The sequence below is a fragment of the Clostridium sp. MD294 genome (genome assembly GCF_000364165.2).
Taxonomy (GTDB): Bacteria; Bacillota; Clostridia; order Lachnospirales; family Anaerotignaceae; genus Coprocola.
This window is the reverse complement of record NZ_CP097810.1, coordinates 334,349-350,555: the sequence shown is the minus strand read 5'-3', so window position 1 is coordinate 350,555 and position 16,207 is coordinate 334,349. Positions and strand designations below refer to the sequence as shown.

Annotated in this window: 14 protein-coding genes; 6 read left to right on the top strand and 8 right to left on the bottom strand. The window is 30.0% G+C overall.

All coding sequences use genetic code 11. The features are described from left to right. Positions 1 to 250: 250 nt before the first annotated feature. Positions 251 to 2,254, bottom strand: a complete 2,004-nt coding sequence (locus C820_RS01715; protein WP_004035910.1) for an S-layer homology domain-containing protein — start codon at positions 2,252 to 2,254, stop codon at positions 251 to 253. Between the two features lie 253 nt (positions 2,255 to 2,507). Here C820_RS01715 and C820_RS01710 point away from each other — a divergent pair, with 253 nt between their 5' ends. From C820_RS01710 to C820_RS01685, 6 genes are all read left to right on the top strand, one after another. Beyond that, positions 2,508 to 3,257, top strand: a complete 750-nt coding sequence (locus C820_RS01710) for an SDR family NAD(P)-dependent oxidoreductase (protein WP_004035912.1) — start codon at positions 2,508 to 2,510, stop codon at positions 3,255 to 3,257. Between the two features lie 5 nt (positions 3,258 to 3,262). After that, positions 3,263 to 5,428 carry a DNA topoisomerase III gene (locus C820_RS01705; RefSeq protein WP_004035914.1) on the top strand — a complete coding sequence of 722 codons (2,166 nt, stop codon included), beginning with the start codon at positions 3,263 to 3,265 and terminating at the stop codon, positions 5,426 to 5,428. A gap of 1 nt (position 5,429) precedes the next feature. Further along, complete coding sequence (locus C820_RS01700) at positions 5,430 to 6,281, top strand: YihY/virulence factor BrkB family protein (RefSeq protein ID WP_004035915.1); 852 nt, start codon at positions 5,430 to 5,432, stop codon at positions 6,279 to 6,281. Between the two features lie 37 nt (positions 6,282 to 6,318). Further along, complete coding sequence (locus C820_RS01695; protein WP_004035917.1) at positions 6,319 to 8,043, top strand: B12-binding domain-containing radical SAM protein; 1,725 nt, start codon at positions 6,319 to 6,321, stop codon at positions 8,041 to 8,043. Positions 8,044 to 8,064: 21 nt separating this feature from the next. After that, positions 8,065 to 8,685: an endonuclease III gene (nth, locus tag C820_RS01690; RefSeq protein ID WP_004035919.1), complete on the top strand. Its 621-nt coding sequence runs from the start codon at positions 8,065 to 8,067 to the stop codon at positions 8,683 to 8,685. Positions 8,686 to 8,854: 169 nt separating this feature from the next. Beyond that, positions 8,855 to 10,162, top strand: coding sequence for an MATE family efflux transporter (locus C820_RS01685; RefSeq protein ID WP_004035921.1), 1,308 nt, complete (start codon positions 8,855 to 8,857; stop codon positions 10,160 to 10,162). A 221-nt stretch (positions 10,163 to 10,383) separates the two neighbouring features. Here the strand turns inward: C820_RS01685 and C820_RS01680 are convergent, their stop codons facing one another. The 7 genes from C820_RS01680 to C820_RS01650 form a co-directional block, all read right to left on the bottom strand. Further along, positions 10,384 to 10,794, bottom strand: coding sequence for a YjdF family protein (locus C820_RS01680; RefSeq protein ID WP_004035923.1), 411 nt, complete (start codon positions 10,792 to 10,794; stop codon positions 10,384 to 10,386). A gap of 138 nt (positions 10,795 to 10,932) precedes the next feature. Further along, on the bottom strand, positions 10,933 to 11,643 hold the full coding sequence (locus C820_RS01675) for an MBL fold metallo-hydrolase (RefSeq protein WP_004035924.1): 711 nt from the start codon (positions 11,641 to 11,643) through the stop codon (positions 10,933 to 10,935). 40 nt (positions 11,644 to 11,683) lie between these two features. Beyond that, the gene (locus tag C820_RS01670) at positions 11,684 to 12,205 is read right to left on the bottom strand and encodes a dCTP deaminase/dUTPase family protein (protein ID WP_004035926.1); all 522 of its coding nucleotides are present in this window, start codon (positions 12,203 to 12,205) and stop codon (positions 11,684 to 11,686) included. A gap of 66 nt (positions 12,206 to 12,271) precedes the next feature. Continuing rightward, positions 12,272 to 12,805 (bottom strand): anaerobic ribonucleoside-triphosphate reductase activating protein, encoded by a 534-nt coding sequence (nrdG, locus tag C820_RS01665; RefSeq protein ID WP_353477517.1) that lies wholly within the window; start codon positions 12,803 to 12,805, stop codon positions 12,272 to 12,274. Then, positions 12,762 to 14,879: an anaerobic ribonucleoside-triphosphate reductase gene (gene nrdD / locus C820_RS01660; protein WP_004035928.1), complete on the bottom strand. Its 2,118-nt coding sequence runs from the start codon at positions 14,877 to 14,879 to the stop codon at positions 12,762 to 12,764. The genes nrdG and nrdD overlap by 44 nt, the downstream gene beginning before the upstream one ends. Before the next feature lie 223 nt (positions 14,880 to 15,102). Next, the gene (locus C820_RS01655; RefSeq protein WP_004035929.1) at positions 15,103 to 15,711 is read right to left on the bottom strand and encodes an MBL fold metallo-hydrolase; all 609 of its coding nucleotides are present in this window, start codon (positions 15,709 to 15,711) and stop codon (positions 15,103 to 15,105) included. A 28-nt stretch (positions 15,712 to 15,739) separates the two neighbouring features. Further along, positions 15,740 to 16,204, bottom strand: coding sequence for a pyridoxamine 5'-phosphate oxidase family protein (locus C820_RS01650; protein WP_004035930.1), 465 nt, complete (start codon positions 16,202 to 16,204; stop codon positions 15,740 to 15,742). Between the last annotated feature and the right edge of the window lie 3 nt (positions 16,205 to 16,207).

Sequence of the window (16,207 nt, the reverse complement as noted above, 5' to 3'; positions counted from 1 at the left end):
GCTTATATCAGAAAAATAATAAACTTCATATGGTGTTTGAGGTCTATTATTGCAATAATAACAATTTTCATCACCACAAACATCATCAAGCCATTCGTTACATAGTATGCAACATTTTGCATCATATTCATATACTTGCCAAACTGTTTTTTGACTACATTTAGGACACTTTGTATTTAAATAGTAAGCTATTTGTTCCCATTGTATTTTTTTTTTCGATATTTCAAAGCATTTTTTCTATTTCTCATAATTATCTTTCTCTAATTTTAGTCACTTGGTTACTACTGTTTATAGTTAATTCTACATCGATATTGCCTTCGTCATCATTATAATCGTCTAAGTCATCTAAGTCATCACATTTTCCAGCATCAATATCTACATTACTTTTACATTTATAAGTAGTTTTTCCAGAGTCAAATTTTACTGTAATTTTATTGCTGCCAACATCAGTTAATTCACCTTTAGCTTTTGATACATAGCCTTTTACTTTTGTGACCTCGTCACTTTTTACAGTCACTTCTACTTCTACTGTTTTACCATCATCTACTGCTTTTTCTAATTCTTTTATGCTATCAATGGTATCTTCGCCATCATCAATATCAAAATCTGTATCACTTGTTGTAGTATAAGATTTGCTTCCTACAGTCATTTTTTTGCCACTGACACTTTTTACAGTACCACTTCCACTTTTACTACTACTAGAAGATTTTGATTTGATTTCTATTCTTTCTACATAATCGTCATCATCTTTATCAATGTCTACTTCTGCTGTAAATGTATCATCTTTGTCTGCATCATTGATTTTATCAATCGCTTTTTCCAATGTAGAAGAACCACCATCAAGTTTTACAGTAACGTCTTTTTCTCTAATTTTATATTCTGTACCATTATCAAATAAAATTCTTGTTTTAGTCAATTTTTTAATAGTACCTGAGTCTTCATAGCTTTTTTCTTTTGTTTTTGCTACAATTTTAGAAACATCTCCTCTAGAATCCAATGTCAATTCTACTTCAATATTATCTACATCTTTATCGTCAAATTCTTCTATTAAGTCCTTTACTTTTTTACTTTTACCATTGATTGTAACATCAACATCTCCTGCTAAATAATATGGCTGACCTTTTACAACACGAATTTCATCTCTTGTAATATTAGCAAGTTGTCCTTTTAATACTTGGTCTTTTACTTCTTCTTTTTTAGGTGCTGTAGTATTTATTACCATTTTTGTAATACGAGAACCATTGTATGTAATTGTTACACTTGTACCTACAGCAACATCATCAAAATTACCCGCTGTACCATCTTGATATGTTGTAGGTACACTACTATCACCTAAATAACCCATTACTTGAGAGCCATTGTAAAGAGCTAACATTTTGTTGCTTCCTGTTACTTGCATTTGTTCTATTTGTGCTGTAAAAGTACCTGTTGTTGGTGCTTCTGGAACAGTAGGTATAGTAGGAGATGTTGTTGAAGAAGAACCTCCTGCTGATGTATTAGGTGTTGTTGGTGTGTTAGGTGTTGATGTATTAGGTGTTGATGTATTAGGTGTAGTAGTTGTTGTATTTTCCGCTGGTTTTGTTACACTTTTAAGTACATCATTGCTTTTTGTCATCATAACAGCCATTTCTGCTCTATTGATTTTATTTTTAGGATTAAAATTACCTAAATCATCTCCGGAAAGTATACTTTTTTCAGAAAGTAATGCAATATAAGCAACTTTGTCTGATGAAATTGCACTGTTATCACCAAATTTTGTAGTAGTACTGTTTGCATTAACACTATTATCTACAGAAGCAATTGCTTTTCCTATCATACCTGCTACTTGCTCTCTTGTGGCTTGTACACTTGTTGTACCAGACATAAATGTTTTTACTTCTGCCTCTGTAGTGATATTTGTTTCTAAGCAATAAGATACACTAGTGTATGCCCATTCAGGAATATTTGCTGCTGTTAATGCACTGTTCCATTTTGTAGGTAAATCTGTTTTGTTTTCTAAATGGTTTGTTGCTTTTAATAAATTGTAAACAAGTTGTGCTGTTTCTACCAATGTAACAGGGTCTTTTGCACGAAATATCATTTTACCATCAATATTTTCTCCTACCATTAACTGGCTATCTGCTACTTGATTGATATATGTTTCTACACCTGGCCAAGGTACATTATTAATATCAGAAAAATTTGCACCAAAACTAACTGTTGTTACAGAAAGTGTCATAGCACCTGCCAACAGAAAACTTATATATTTTTTCATTGTACAACCTCCTATATAAATATCATTTTAATATAGAATTTATGTAATTTTAACATAAATTTAATATTATTTTTATGTTTATTATAACAGGATTTCAATGTTTTGTCATTGTTAAATAAACAAAAAAAGTTTTCAAATTTATTACAATTTTGTAATATAAAACAAAAACATTGTCAAAGGCATAAAATTGCTATTTTGTGTTATTTTCAGTATAATGTTTGTACAGACTATCATATAAAGGAGATGATGTATTTTGAAAGCGTTGATAACAGGTGCAACATCTGGTATAGGCAGAGATTTTGCTGTATTATTAAGTCAAAAGGGATATGATTTAATTATCGCTTCAAGAGATACAAAAAAAATGAAACAGGTACAAAAAAAATTATATACTAATGTACAAATAATTACAGTAGATTTATCTTGTGAAAAAGACTGCTATAAATTGTATGATATGGTGAAAGAGCAAGATATTGATATAGTAATAAATAATGCAGGTTTTGGTGCATTTGGGCAGTTTTGTAATATTCCTTTACAAAAAGAGCTCAATATGATTGATTTGAATATAAAAGCAGTGCATATACTAACAAAATTATTTATACAATATTTTAAACAAAAAGACAAAGGCTATATTATGAATGTTTCATCTTCTGCAGCATTTTTAGCAGGGCCTCTCATGGCAACATATTATGCTACAAAATCTTATGTACTTCGTTTAACAGAAGCGGTTTATAAAGAACTACAAAAACAAAACAGCAATATTAAAATATCTGTACTTTGTCCAGGGCCAGTAAATACTGCATTTAATGAAAGGGCAAATGTGTCATTTAGTTTAAAAGGCATGAAAAGTAAAACAGTAGCAAAATATGCACTGAAAAAAATGTTCGAGGGAAAAATGATTATTATACCAGGCATCACTATGAAAATAACACATATAGTAGAGCGATTTTTACCAGAAAAATTATTGTTAAGTTGTGCTTATCATTTTCAAAATAAGAAAGGATAATTAATATGTCAAAAATAGTAGTATTAGCGGAAAAGCCTTCTGTAGCAAAAGAAATAGCTAGAGTGCTTAAATGTACTAAAGTGGCTGGAGGATATATAGAAGGAGCCCAATATATTGTAACATGGGCATTAGGGCATTTAGTAACATTAGTAGAGCCAGAATATTATGGAGAACAATATAAACAGTGGTCTATGGAAACATTGCCTATTATGCCTGATAATATGAAATTAAAAGTCATACCTCAAACAGCAAAGCAGTTTGGTATTGTTAAAAAGTTACTTTTGAGTAAAGAAGTATCTTCTATTATCATTGCAACAGACTCTGGCAGAGAAGGAGAACTTGTTGCAAGATGGATATTGGAAAAGGTAGGGGTAAAAAAGCCTATCAAAAGACTTTGGATTTCTTCTCAGACAGATAAAGCAATCAAACAAGGTTTTTCTAATTTAAAAGATGGAAAACAGTATTTGTCATTGTATCGCTGTGCACAAGCCAGAGCAGAAGCAGATTGGCTAGTGGGACTAAATGTGACAAGAGCATTAACTTGTAAATATAATGCACAACTTTCAGCAGGACGTGTACAAACACCTACATTAGCTATGATTGTACAAAGAGAACAGCAAATCAAAAAATTTGTTCCTAAAGACTATTATATTGTAAGGGCAGATTTAGGCAAATTTTTTGTGACATATCAAAATGATAAAAAACAAACGAATATTTTTGAGAAACAAAAAGCAAAAGAAATTGCAGAAAGTATAAAGAATAAAAAATTTGTGGTAAAACAAATTAGCAAAACAAAAAAAGTAACCCATCCTCCTATGCTTTATGATTTAACAGAGTTACAAAGAGATGCTAACAGATATTATGATATGTCAGCAAAAGAAACATTAAATACTATGCAAAATTTATATGAAAAGCACAAAGCACTCACATACCCCAGAACAGACTCTCGCTATTTGACAGATGATATTGTACCAACATTGGTAGAAAGATTAAAGGCAGTATCAAAAGGAGATTTTGTACCTTTTGTATCACATATTATAAAAAATAAACAAGCCATTTCAAAACATTGTATCAATAACAGTAAAGTAACAGAGCATCATGCTATTATACCTACAGAACAAAGTGCTAATATGATTTCTATGACTACAGCAGAAAAAAGAATATATATGCTTGTAGTAAAAAGATTTCTAACTTGTTTTTATAACAATTATGTATATGAAAAAATAAAAGCAATATTGGAATGTGATAATAAAATATTTACAGCATCAGGTAGCGTTATAATTGAAAAAGGTTGGAAAGAAATTACAGAAAACACATCAGAACAGGAAGAAGAACAACAAAATTTGCCTGCATTACAACAAGGAGATAGTTTTGTATGTCAAACAGTGCAGCTCAAACAGTTACAAACAACACCTCCTTCTAGATATACAGAGGCGACACTTCTTTCTGCTATGGAAAATCCTTCTGCTTATTTAAAAGATAACACAATGAAGGAATATATAGAAGGAGGACTTGGCACACCTGCAACAAGAGCAGATATTATTGAAAAGTTATTTTCTTCTTTTTATATTGAAAAAAAGGGAAATGCCCTTTATCCTACTTCAAAAGGAATACAGCTTGTTAACTTAGCACCTTCTGATTTAAAAGAACCGCTTTTGACAGCAAAATGGGAAAAAGAATTAGAAGCTATAAGCAAAGGAAAACAACAAAAAAAGGAATTTATGGAAAATATAAAACAATATACACATACACTTATCAAAGAGGTTAAAGACAACACAGAGCAATATAAACATGACAATATTACTAGAACAAAATGTTCTGTGTGTGGTAAGCCTATGCTTGCAGTAAATGGTAAAAAGGGTAAAATGCTTATTTGTCAAGATAGAGAATGCGGACAGCGTATTCATATTAGTATGGCAACAAATATGAGATGCCCTACTTGCCATAAGAAAATGGAATTATTTGGAGAAGGCGACAAAAAAACATATGTTTGTGTATGTGGGTTTAGAGAAAAAGCAGATACATTGCATAAAAAAATTTCAGAACAAAAAGGAGCTTCTAAAAATACTGTACAAAATTATATGAGAAATCAAAAAAAGGCAGAAAAAGAGGAGAAAAAAGAATTGAGTGCTTTTGGTAAGGCATTGCTAGAAGCATTAAGGGAGGAATAATGTGAATTTAAAACAACGATACAAAGGAAATAAAAAATGGGTATTGTTTTTTATAGAATTAATAGAAAAATATCAACATGATAATGTAGCAAAATCTGCCGCAGCATTAACATATTACATGATATTTGCACTATTTCCTTTTTTGCTTTTTGTGAGTACATTGTTAGGTTTTTTAAATATTCCTTTGGTATCTTTGTCTGGACATTTGTCACAATTTTTACCAGAAGATATGATAATGCTTTTAAATGTATGTATTGTACAAGTGACAGAAAATAGAAGCAGTACTGTATTGGCATTTTCATTTATTTTTGCTCTTTGGTTTCCTTTGAGAGCAATCAATGCTATTATGGACGCAATTAATATTGCATATAGAGGAAAGCCTCGAAAGTCACCTTTAAAACAGAAATTATTTACATTTGTTTATATGATAGTGGTTATGTTATTTATTATTGTTGCACTTTTTATTGTAGTAATAGGAGAAAATGTATTGCAGTGGGCAGGAAATTATTTACCTTTTTCAATACCAATACAACTAATAACACTTTGGAGCAAACTACGTTTTTTACCTTTGACAATAATATTATTTTGTGTATTATCATCACTATATTATGCTTCTCCAAATGAAAGACCAAAAAGAAAATATGTATTTTCAGGGGCATTTATGGCTTTAATTAGCTGGCTTGTATTTTCTATTGCTTTTGCATATTATGTAGATAATATGGCAAATTATTCTGTAGTATATGGTTCTATTGGTGCGATTATAGTGCTTTTGATGTGGTTTTATTTTAGTGCGATTGTTATATTGATGGGAGCAGAATGGAATGATGCTTTGTTGTCTGTATATGGAAAATAAATGACAGAGTGAAACGTTGGTAATGAAAGGAGAAAAAATGAAAATACTACTTACTGCATTAAATGCAAAATATATACACACAGCATTGGCATTATATTGTTTAAAAGCCTATGCAAAAGAGTTTCAACAACATATAGTAATAGAAGAATATACCATAAATCATCAAGAAGATTTTATACTACAGCAGATTTACAGACAGCAACCAGATGTAGTTTGTTTTTCATGTTATTTATGGAATATTAGTCAAATAAGTAGAATTGTAGACAATTTAAAAAAAATATTGCCTCATGTTATGATTATACTGGGAGGAGCAGAAGTGTCTTATGAGCCAGAACAGACATTACAACAAATACCTGCAGATATTATAATAAGAGGAGAAGGGGAAGCAACATTTTATGAAATTATAAAAGGACTTATTACAAATACACTTTCATTAGAAAATATAGATGGCATTACATACAGAAAAGGAAATACCATTATTAGTAATGCAAACAGAGCAGCCATTGCTTTAGATGATTTGCCTTTTGTTTATGATGATATAAAACCATTCCAGCATAGAATACTGTATTATGAAACACAAAGAGGCTGCCCTTACAACTGTCAATATTGTTTATCTTCTATTGAAAAAGGTGTTCGTTTTTTATCAAAAAAAAGAGTGGAAAAAGATTTACAATTCTTTTTAGATAATTATGTTACACAAGTAAAATTTGTTGATAGAACATTTAATGCAAATGCAGAACACGCTAATTACATTTGGAGTTATTTAATAGAGCATGATAATGGTGTTACCAATTTTCATATGGAAATTACAGCAGACATATTGCAGCAAGAGAGTTTACAAATATTAAAAAAAGCAAGAAAAGGACTTTTTCAATTTGAAATTGGTGTACAATCTACAAATACCAAAACAATACAAGCAATACAAAGAAATACCAGTTTTGAAAAATTAAAAGCAGTAGTAAAACAAATTAAAAATTATGGTAATATTCATCAACATTTGGATTTAATTGCAGGACTACCTTATGAAGATTATGCTTCTTTTCGTAATTCTTTTAATGATGTGTATATGCTACAGCCGGAACAATTTCAACTAGGATTTTTAAAACTTTTAAAAGGTTCTGGACTAAGAAAAGATGCAGAAAAATATGGCATTGTTTATAGAAAAGATGCTGTTTATGAAGTATTATATACAAAAGAGTTAAAATGTGATGATATTTTTAGACTAAAACAAATAGAGGATATGGTAGAAACTTATTATAACAGTGGAAAGGCTTGTAAAACAATAGAATATGCAATTTCTTTTTTTGAAACACCTTTTGATTTTTATGAAGCATTAGGGGATTATTGGATAGAAAAGCGTTATAATGAAATGCAGCATAGTAAAATAGAATTATATACAATACTTTATCATTTTGTTTGTGATACAGAATGTACTGCACAACATAAAGATATATTCAAAGAATATTTAAAATTAGATATTTTTATGAATGATAATGTCAAAACGCTGCCTGACTGGCTGATAGAAGAAGAACAAGAAAAGCAAAAACGCTGGGAGTATTACAATAATACAGCATTGATAAAACACAAGGCAGTACATTTGTCAGAACAAACACCAAAACAACTTTCTAAACGTTGTCATATTTGTTTTTTAGAGTATGATATTTTTTCAGAAAGCAAATACAAAAAACAAATAGTAATACTTTTTGATTATGGTAAAAGAGATATTTTAACTAAAAAATATCATTATTATCAGTTAGTGTAATAAAAAGGGGAAGATTTTTTTATGGAAGAGAAAATAAATGCAATATTAACACTTTTAGATGAACATTATGGCATTGTAAAATGCCATTTAAATTATCAAACAGATTGGCAGCTACTCATTGCTACAATATTAAGTGCACAATGTACAGATGATAGAGTAAATGAAGTAACAAAAGTATTATTTCAAAAATATGCTACATTAAAGGACTTTGCTGAGGCAGATTTAGAAGAGCTAAAACAAGATATTCATTCTATAGGATTTTATAATAATAAAGCAAGAAATATTATTTCGTGTTGTCAAAGGCTTTTGACGGTATATGGTGGTGTTGTGCCAAGTAATATAGAAGAACTGATTACATTAGCAGGAGTAGGAAGAAAAACAGCAAATGTAGTAAGAGGAAATATTTATAATATTCCTAGTGTAGTGGTAGATACCCATGTCAAAAGAGTTTCTAATCTTTTAGGGTTAACAGAAAACACCGACCCTGCCAAAATAGAACAGGATTTAATGAAAATTTTGCCTCAAGACCATTGGATAAGATATAATACACAGATTATTACACATGGCAGAAAAATATGTATTGCAAGGCGTCCGAAATGTCAAGAATGTTTTTTATATAACTATTGTGATAACAGAAAATAAATTTTAATAGCATAAAATATAAACTACTTTATAGTGTTATATTATATAGTTGCTGAAAAATAGTATGATTTTACTACCGTTTTTCAGCATTTTTTTATTAAATTTATTATTGCAAAAATAATTAAACCGCTCTATAATGAGAAAATCGAATTTAAGGGAGTGGAAAAATATGAAAGATATGACACAAAAGGCAGTTTTTAAAATGTCTGTGCCTATATTTATAGAATTACTTTTACAGCTTTTGGTAGGTAATGTAGACCAAATTATGATAAGCCGCTATTCACAAGCTTCTGTTGCAGCAATAGGTAATGGCAATCAAATTATGAATATTGTTATTATTGTATTAAATGTAACAAGTGTAGCAAGCACAATACTGATTTCTCAATATTTAGGAGCACAGAATAGACGAAAAATTGCAGAAACTTGTAATGTTTCTCTTTTAATGATTGCAGTATTTAGTGTATTTGCAACACTTTTTATTACATTTGGACATACCATGATATTTACATGGATTAGAATACCACAGGAAATATTGCAGGAAGCGGGTAATTATTTAAGCATTGTAGGATTGTTTATTATTGTGCAAGGTATTTATATTACATTTGCAGCAATATTAAGAAGTTTTGGATTTATGAAACAAGTGATGTATGTTTCTGTTGTAATGAATGTTATAAATATTGCAGGAAATGCAGTATTAATAAATGGCTTATTTGGATTGCCTCAGCTTGGTATAATAGGAGCAGCAATTTCAACAGATATTAGTAAATTGATAGGACTTGTAATATTATATAGACTATTCCGTAAAAATATCAATATACAACTATCACCTAAAATATTAAAACCATTTCCAACACAAACATTTCATAGTTTGTTGCATATTGCTGTGCCTTCTGGAGGAGAAGAACTTTCCTACAATTTGTCACAAGTTTGTATACTAAAACTTATCAATCTGTTTGGTACAGCAGTAATTGCTACAAAAGTGTATTGTAGTATTTTAGCAAATGTAGCTTATGTATATTCTATAGCACTTTCACAAGCAACGCAAATTATGGTAAGTTATTTGATAGGTGCAGGAGAATTTGAAAAAGTAAAAAAACGTGTTTGGACAACACTGATTTATTCTATGGTGATTGCAGTAGGTATTACAGCAATATTGTATTTGAATGCAGAAAATATATTTCATATTTTTACAAAAGATGCACAAATTATTGCTTTAGGTAAAAAAATATTGTTTATAGAGTTGTTTTTAGAAATGGGTAGAACAGTTAATATATTAATGACAAAATGTCTTACAGCTATGGGTGATGTGATATTCCCTGTAGTAATAGGCATCATATTTATGTGGCTTGTTGCTGTAATGGGAGGATATTATTTAGGAGTATATAAAGGTATGGGGCTTGTTGGCATATGGATTGCTATGGCAATAGATGAATGTGCTAGGGGTGCATTGTTTGTAATACGTTTGTTTTCAGTCTGAAAGATGGAAGTGTAAAATGGTGCAAACATCTCATCAGGCAAAATTAGCATAATATTTATTATAATAAAATAAAAAGAAGTATAGTAATAAGTTGTTACTGTACTTCTTTTTTTATTAATGTTGTGTATAAACTTGTTCATTATTATAGTATATTCTCTGTAATATTTATCTCTATAATAAATGTTGTTAATATTTCATATAAAATCATTTCTGTTAAAATTTTAATGTCCTTTTTTCTTTTGTTTCTTTTTTTGCTGTTTTGCTTCAAACTGCTGTTGTTGCAGTAATTTTTTTTGTATATTGTATTTTTTTTTGTTTTCTGTTTTTAACAATTCTCTTTGTTGCTGCAATGCTTGCTGTGATTTTGTGCTAATACCTTTTTGTTTTGTTTGTTTTCTGATGCTTCTTTGCAGTCTTTTATAATTTTGTATTATTTTTATTTTTTGTTGTGTTTGAAGCGATTTTGTAAAGCGAAGTGATTGAAAATGAGTATTTATAAACTGCATTATTTCTATATCTTTTGGTTCTGCTCCAAAAATAATAATAGCAACAGAAAGGTTATTTTTTTCTTCTCTTTCATAAATACCTTTCCAAAAAGGTGCTTCAAAAAACACAGTAAATGTAGCTTTCATATGGTTCTTCCTCCTTATAATAAACAAAGGAAGGACGACCTGTGTGCAATATGCACAGGTGAGGAAGGCTACTGACAATCATATTATGACTGCACAGGGACTACCAACCCTGTTGTGTTTTTACCTTTGCAAATGATATTATTTTTTCTTTTTTTGTATTTCAATATGTTGACGACAACCCATAGAAATACAATTTGTATCTATTTTATATTGCAATTTTAGACTTTTTATTAATGTATTTTGCCTAAATATTGGTTTACCATGTCCCATATAAATTGCTGTAGCATCACTTTGACATATATTGTAAAAACTGTGTTCCATGTCTAATTTATTGTGATAAATACAAGGTTTTAATAAAGGGCTTATGTGCATCATAGCATCTCCTACAAAAAATTCTTTGTTTGGTGTCCAGACGCCTATAGAACCATCTGTATGTCCAGAAAGTGCAAATATTCTTCCTTTTACACCAAATTCTTCTAAACGTTGACCATGTGTTAAAAAAACATCTGGCTCAAAAAAAGCTACTGGTTTTTGATGTTTAACTTTTTGACACATTACAATTCCTAAAGGTGTAAGTGCAGACATTTTTTGTGCAGAAGGTTGTTGTATAAGTATTTGGTCTTTTTGGTGCATAGCAATAGGAATATGCAGTTTTTTAGAAATATATTTTGCACAAGCAATATGATCAGCATGACCATGTGTGATAAGAAGCATTGTAATATTTTTATGTTTTATTGTTTCAAAAAGTGTATTTGCATAGCGTTCTGGACAAGTATCAATCAGTATTGCATATTTTTCTCCAGAAAGCACATAACAGTTGTTTATACCAAATGTAAACAATTCTACCAATTACAACACTTCCTTTCTTTACAATAGCTAGTATTCAGTGTTATGATTTTGATATTGTAGTGCTGCCAATACCACCATTTCTAATGGTATCTACATTGTCATCTATTGTAATACCATATTCTACAAAAATACCTTGCATAAAACTATTTTGTTTTGAAATGACAACTGTTTTGTTTTCGTTGCTGTCATTTGTAATTTTAGCAAAAATATGTCCCTCATTATCAGAAAAATAATAATCGCTGTCTATAATACCTACAGTATTGTTTAATTGAAGGCGATATTTAAAACCTAAACCACTGCGAGGATAACATTTTAATACCCAACCCTCATCAATTTGTACTCTAATACCAGTAGGTATTTTGATTGTTTGCTGAGGGGAAAGTGTAATATCAATAGGTGCAAAAAAATCATATCCAGCAGAACCTTTTGTAGCACGGCAAGGCAAAAGCAACTGTTTATAAATTTGCTCACATTCTTTTTGTGTTGATTGTGGAAATTCCTCCTGCCAGTCTTTTATAAATTGTGAAAAACTTACTTTTTCAAATTTTGCTATTTTTTTCATAACAGTCCTCCTAAAAATATGAGTGTTAAAAGAATAAAAAGACTAAAAAATGTTGTATTAAAATATTTAACATTTTAATATTACTTTTTGTTGTTTTAGAGATTGTTGTACATCTATCACTCTTTGATTAGAACTACCTTTCCAATGTAGCTGAGGGTCTGCCAGTTCTTCTATGAATTTTCCGTCTACAAGTACATCAATATTTTTCATTACTTCTAATTGTTTGACTTCTTCCCATAAATATCCTGTATAACACCATATTGTTTTTTGGCAAAAATATTTTTTAATTTTATTTACCAAAGTGGTGATTTCTTTTCTGTTATCTGGAAAAAGAGGATCGCCTCCGCTTAATGTAATACCACTAATATATTGCTGTTGTAGTTGTTCAAATAGTTCCTGTTCTGCACTTTCATCAAAAAGTAAACCTTCTTTTGCGTCCCATGTAATGGTATTATGACAGTTTTTACAGTGATGATTGCAACCAGATACCCAAAGCACCACTCTCAAGCCATCACCATTTAACATATCATCTTTTGTAATGTTATGATAATTCATATCACATACTTTTCCTTTCTGCAATTTCAGCCATTTTGGCATCATTTAATCTGGTATCACCTTTTACTCTAGAGTAAGATAAATAACCGTTCATTCTGTCAATTTTGGTTAAATTTTTGCTACCACATTTTGGACAAATATCCATTTCTAATTCTTGATGTCCACAGTCATCACAATAAGCAAGAGATAAATTGACCCCTTCATAAAATCCCATATCCATAGCACGTCTTACTAATGCCTTTATAGCATCTAAATTATAGTCAATAGGATATTTAACATATTGTATTTTTCCGCCATTTGACAAATTCCAAAAACGATATTCTAAATTTTGTTTTTGTATAGGAGAAATGTTTTCTGTAACATGACAATGAAAACCATTACTAACATATTCTTTGTCAGAAACATTTTCTATAATACCATATTTTTTACGGAACTGTGTTACCTGTAATCCACATAAATTTTCTGCTGGTGTAGCATATATAGCATATAAATTACCATCTTCTTTTTTATATTCTTCTACTTTTTTGTTTATGTATGTTAATACTTCTAGTGCAAATTCTCCGTCTTGTACTAGAGATTTTCCATTATGTAATTGTTGTAATTCATTTAATGCTGTAATGCCAAATGAAGCAGTTGCTGTTTTCATAATAGGTTTGATTTTGTCATGTATACCTAAATGTCCTCCATAAAAACCACCTTCACAATAGGCAAGAGGATTTGTTGATGCTCTCATTTCTCCCAAATAGGCATATGTTCTGATGTGAAGTTGACGTATTAAATTTAGATAATAGTCAAGTACTTCATAAAAATTACGACTTTCTTGTTTTGACTTGGCATATATCATAGGTAAATGTAAACTTACTACGCCGATATTCCATCTGCCTACAAATACAGGCTTATCATTTTCATCAGCTGGGTTCATGCCTCCTCTTTCATACCAAGGGGATAAAAATGCCCTACAACCCATAGGACTTATAATTTCGCCATATTTTTTATATATTCCAGCAACATAGCCTTCACCAGTTAAACTCAACCAATCAGGATACATTGTTTTACTAGAGCAAGCAATACCTGCTTCAAAAACGTCTTCTAAAGGCTTTGCTACACCATGTAAATTTTCATCATATAAAAATACAATTTTAGGAAAAAGTACAGGTTTTTTACATTCTTTTTTGCCTTGCCCATTTTTACGTACATTTAGCATAGTAATAGATGCCATTTTAGCAAAACGACCAGTACCTGTACCCATTGTCATAGTAATAAAAGGGTAATCGCCACGACTAGAAGCAACGGTGTTAAATTTATATTCCCAACCTTGAAATCCCTGCTCAAAATCTACTAAAACATCTTTAAGTGCTTCTTTGTCTGCTACTTCTTCATTTAAGCCTAATTCTATATATCTATCATAAAATTTTTTATAGCTTTTTTCAGCATAAGGTTCTAAAAGTAAATCTACAGAAGGTACTGTAAAACCACCATATTGCTGACTTGCAGCACTAAGTACAATATCTCCTATCACATCAAATGCAACATTAAGTGTTTTAGGTTCGTTATACCAAAGATTACCCATTTCAAAGCCACCTGACAAAACACTTTTGACATCAAATAAACAACAGTTCATAGTATCCCTTCTTGCAGACATATCATGTATATAAATATAACCATCTCTGCAAGCTTGCAGTTCTTCTGTTGTCATAAAAAATTTTTGATATAATTCTTTGTTAAGCTGATTAAATATTAAACTTCTTTTTGTAGATACTAAAGCACTATCTGTATTACTGTTTTCTTTGTCCCCTATATACATTATGGATTGACTCTTTTTGTAGACTTCATCAAGCATTTGTACAAAGTCCTGTTTGTAATTACGATAATCTCTATAACTTTTTGCTACAACAGTATTTCTAGCTTCTAATGCTCCTTCTACAATGTTGTGCATTTCGCTAATATGTATCCCTTCTTTTCCTAAAGACTTCGCTTTTTCTTCTACAAAATTGCATATAAAATTTAAGTCTTCTTCTGTGAATTTAACAAGTGCTCTGTAAGCAGATTTGTTTACAGCTACTACTACTTTTTGTACATTAAATGCTTCTTTGGTATTGTCTTTTTTTATGACATACATAGCATAAACCTCCTTGATAAACAATATAAGCATTATTTTTATTGCAAATAAAACACAATATAAAGTGTTCTTTGATATATAACAATACCACATATTGTATCAATGTGCAATATATCACAATTATTCTATTTTTAATGAAAAACACAACACTTGCCTAATTTAAGCGAAGTGAAGTGTTTTAAAATTTTTTTATTAAATTAAAATATTTTTTTGTTTTAATATTTTACATAAAAGGATTTGTTTTTCTTTCATATTCTAATGTAGTAGAAGGGCCATGTCCAGGATATACAGTATAATCTCCTTCTAAATTTTTCAGTCTTTTTAATGAAGCCATCATAGCAGTAGGGTCGCCTGTAGGAAAATCTACTCTACCACAAGAACCTAAAAATAATGTATCACCAGACAATATAGCATTTTCTATCATAAAACAAATACTGCCTTCTGTATGTCCTGGTGTTTCAAGTACTTTAAATTCTAAATCTCCTACTGTGATAATATCTCCTTCTTTTACCCAGACATCAGCAGTTAAACATAGAGGTTTGTAAGACATATTAGAAGCATTTAATACAGGGTCAGAAAGTAATGCAGCTTCTTTTTGACAAGCATATATTTTACAGCCATATTTTTGCTGTACTTCTTCCACTGCACCAATATGGTCAAAATGTCCATGTGTTAAAAGTATATGGCTAGGTTTTAAATTGTTTTTTGAAATGTAGTTATAAAGTTCTGTAGTGTTGCCATCACAGTCTACAATGGCACAGTTGCCTTTTTCATCAGATACTACATAGCAGTTTGTACCAATAGAACCCATTTCAAATGTTTGAATAGTCATGTTATTACTCCTTTATCATTAAAAAATTTTATATATTTGATTTTGCTGTAATTTGATTTACAGTTAGCTTTAATACAACAGTTGCTTTTATTCTTTCTGGCTGAAAACAAACTTCTTTATTTGTGTATTGTTTCATAATAATAGAAAAAGCTTGTACTTTTTGTTCTTCTGACAATTTTTGTAAATATCCTGTGCCACATACACTTTGATATTTCATAGTATAATCACAGGCTTTTTGTCCTTCTACTAATGTGTGTTTACAGTCCATTTCAAATGCAACAGCATTGTTTTGCTCTAATAAAGCCATTTTTTTGCCTGCATCTGCTCCATGAAAATAAAGTGTAAATACACCATTTTCGAATGTTGCACCAAAATTTAGAGGCACAATATAAGGAAAATCTTTGTCAAAAAAGGCAATACGACATACATCACATTTTTTTATAATTTCATATATTTGTTCTGGCTGTGTAATTTCTCTTTCTTTCCTTCTCATTGT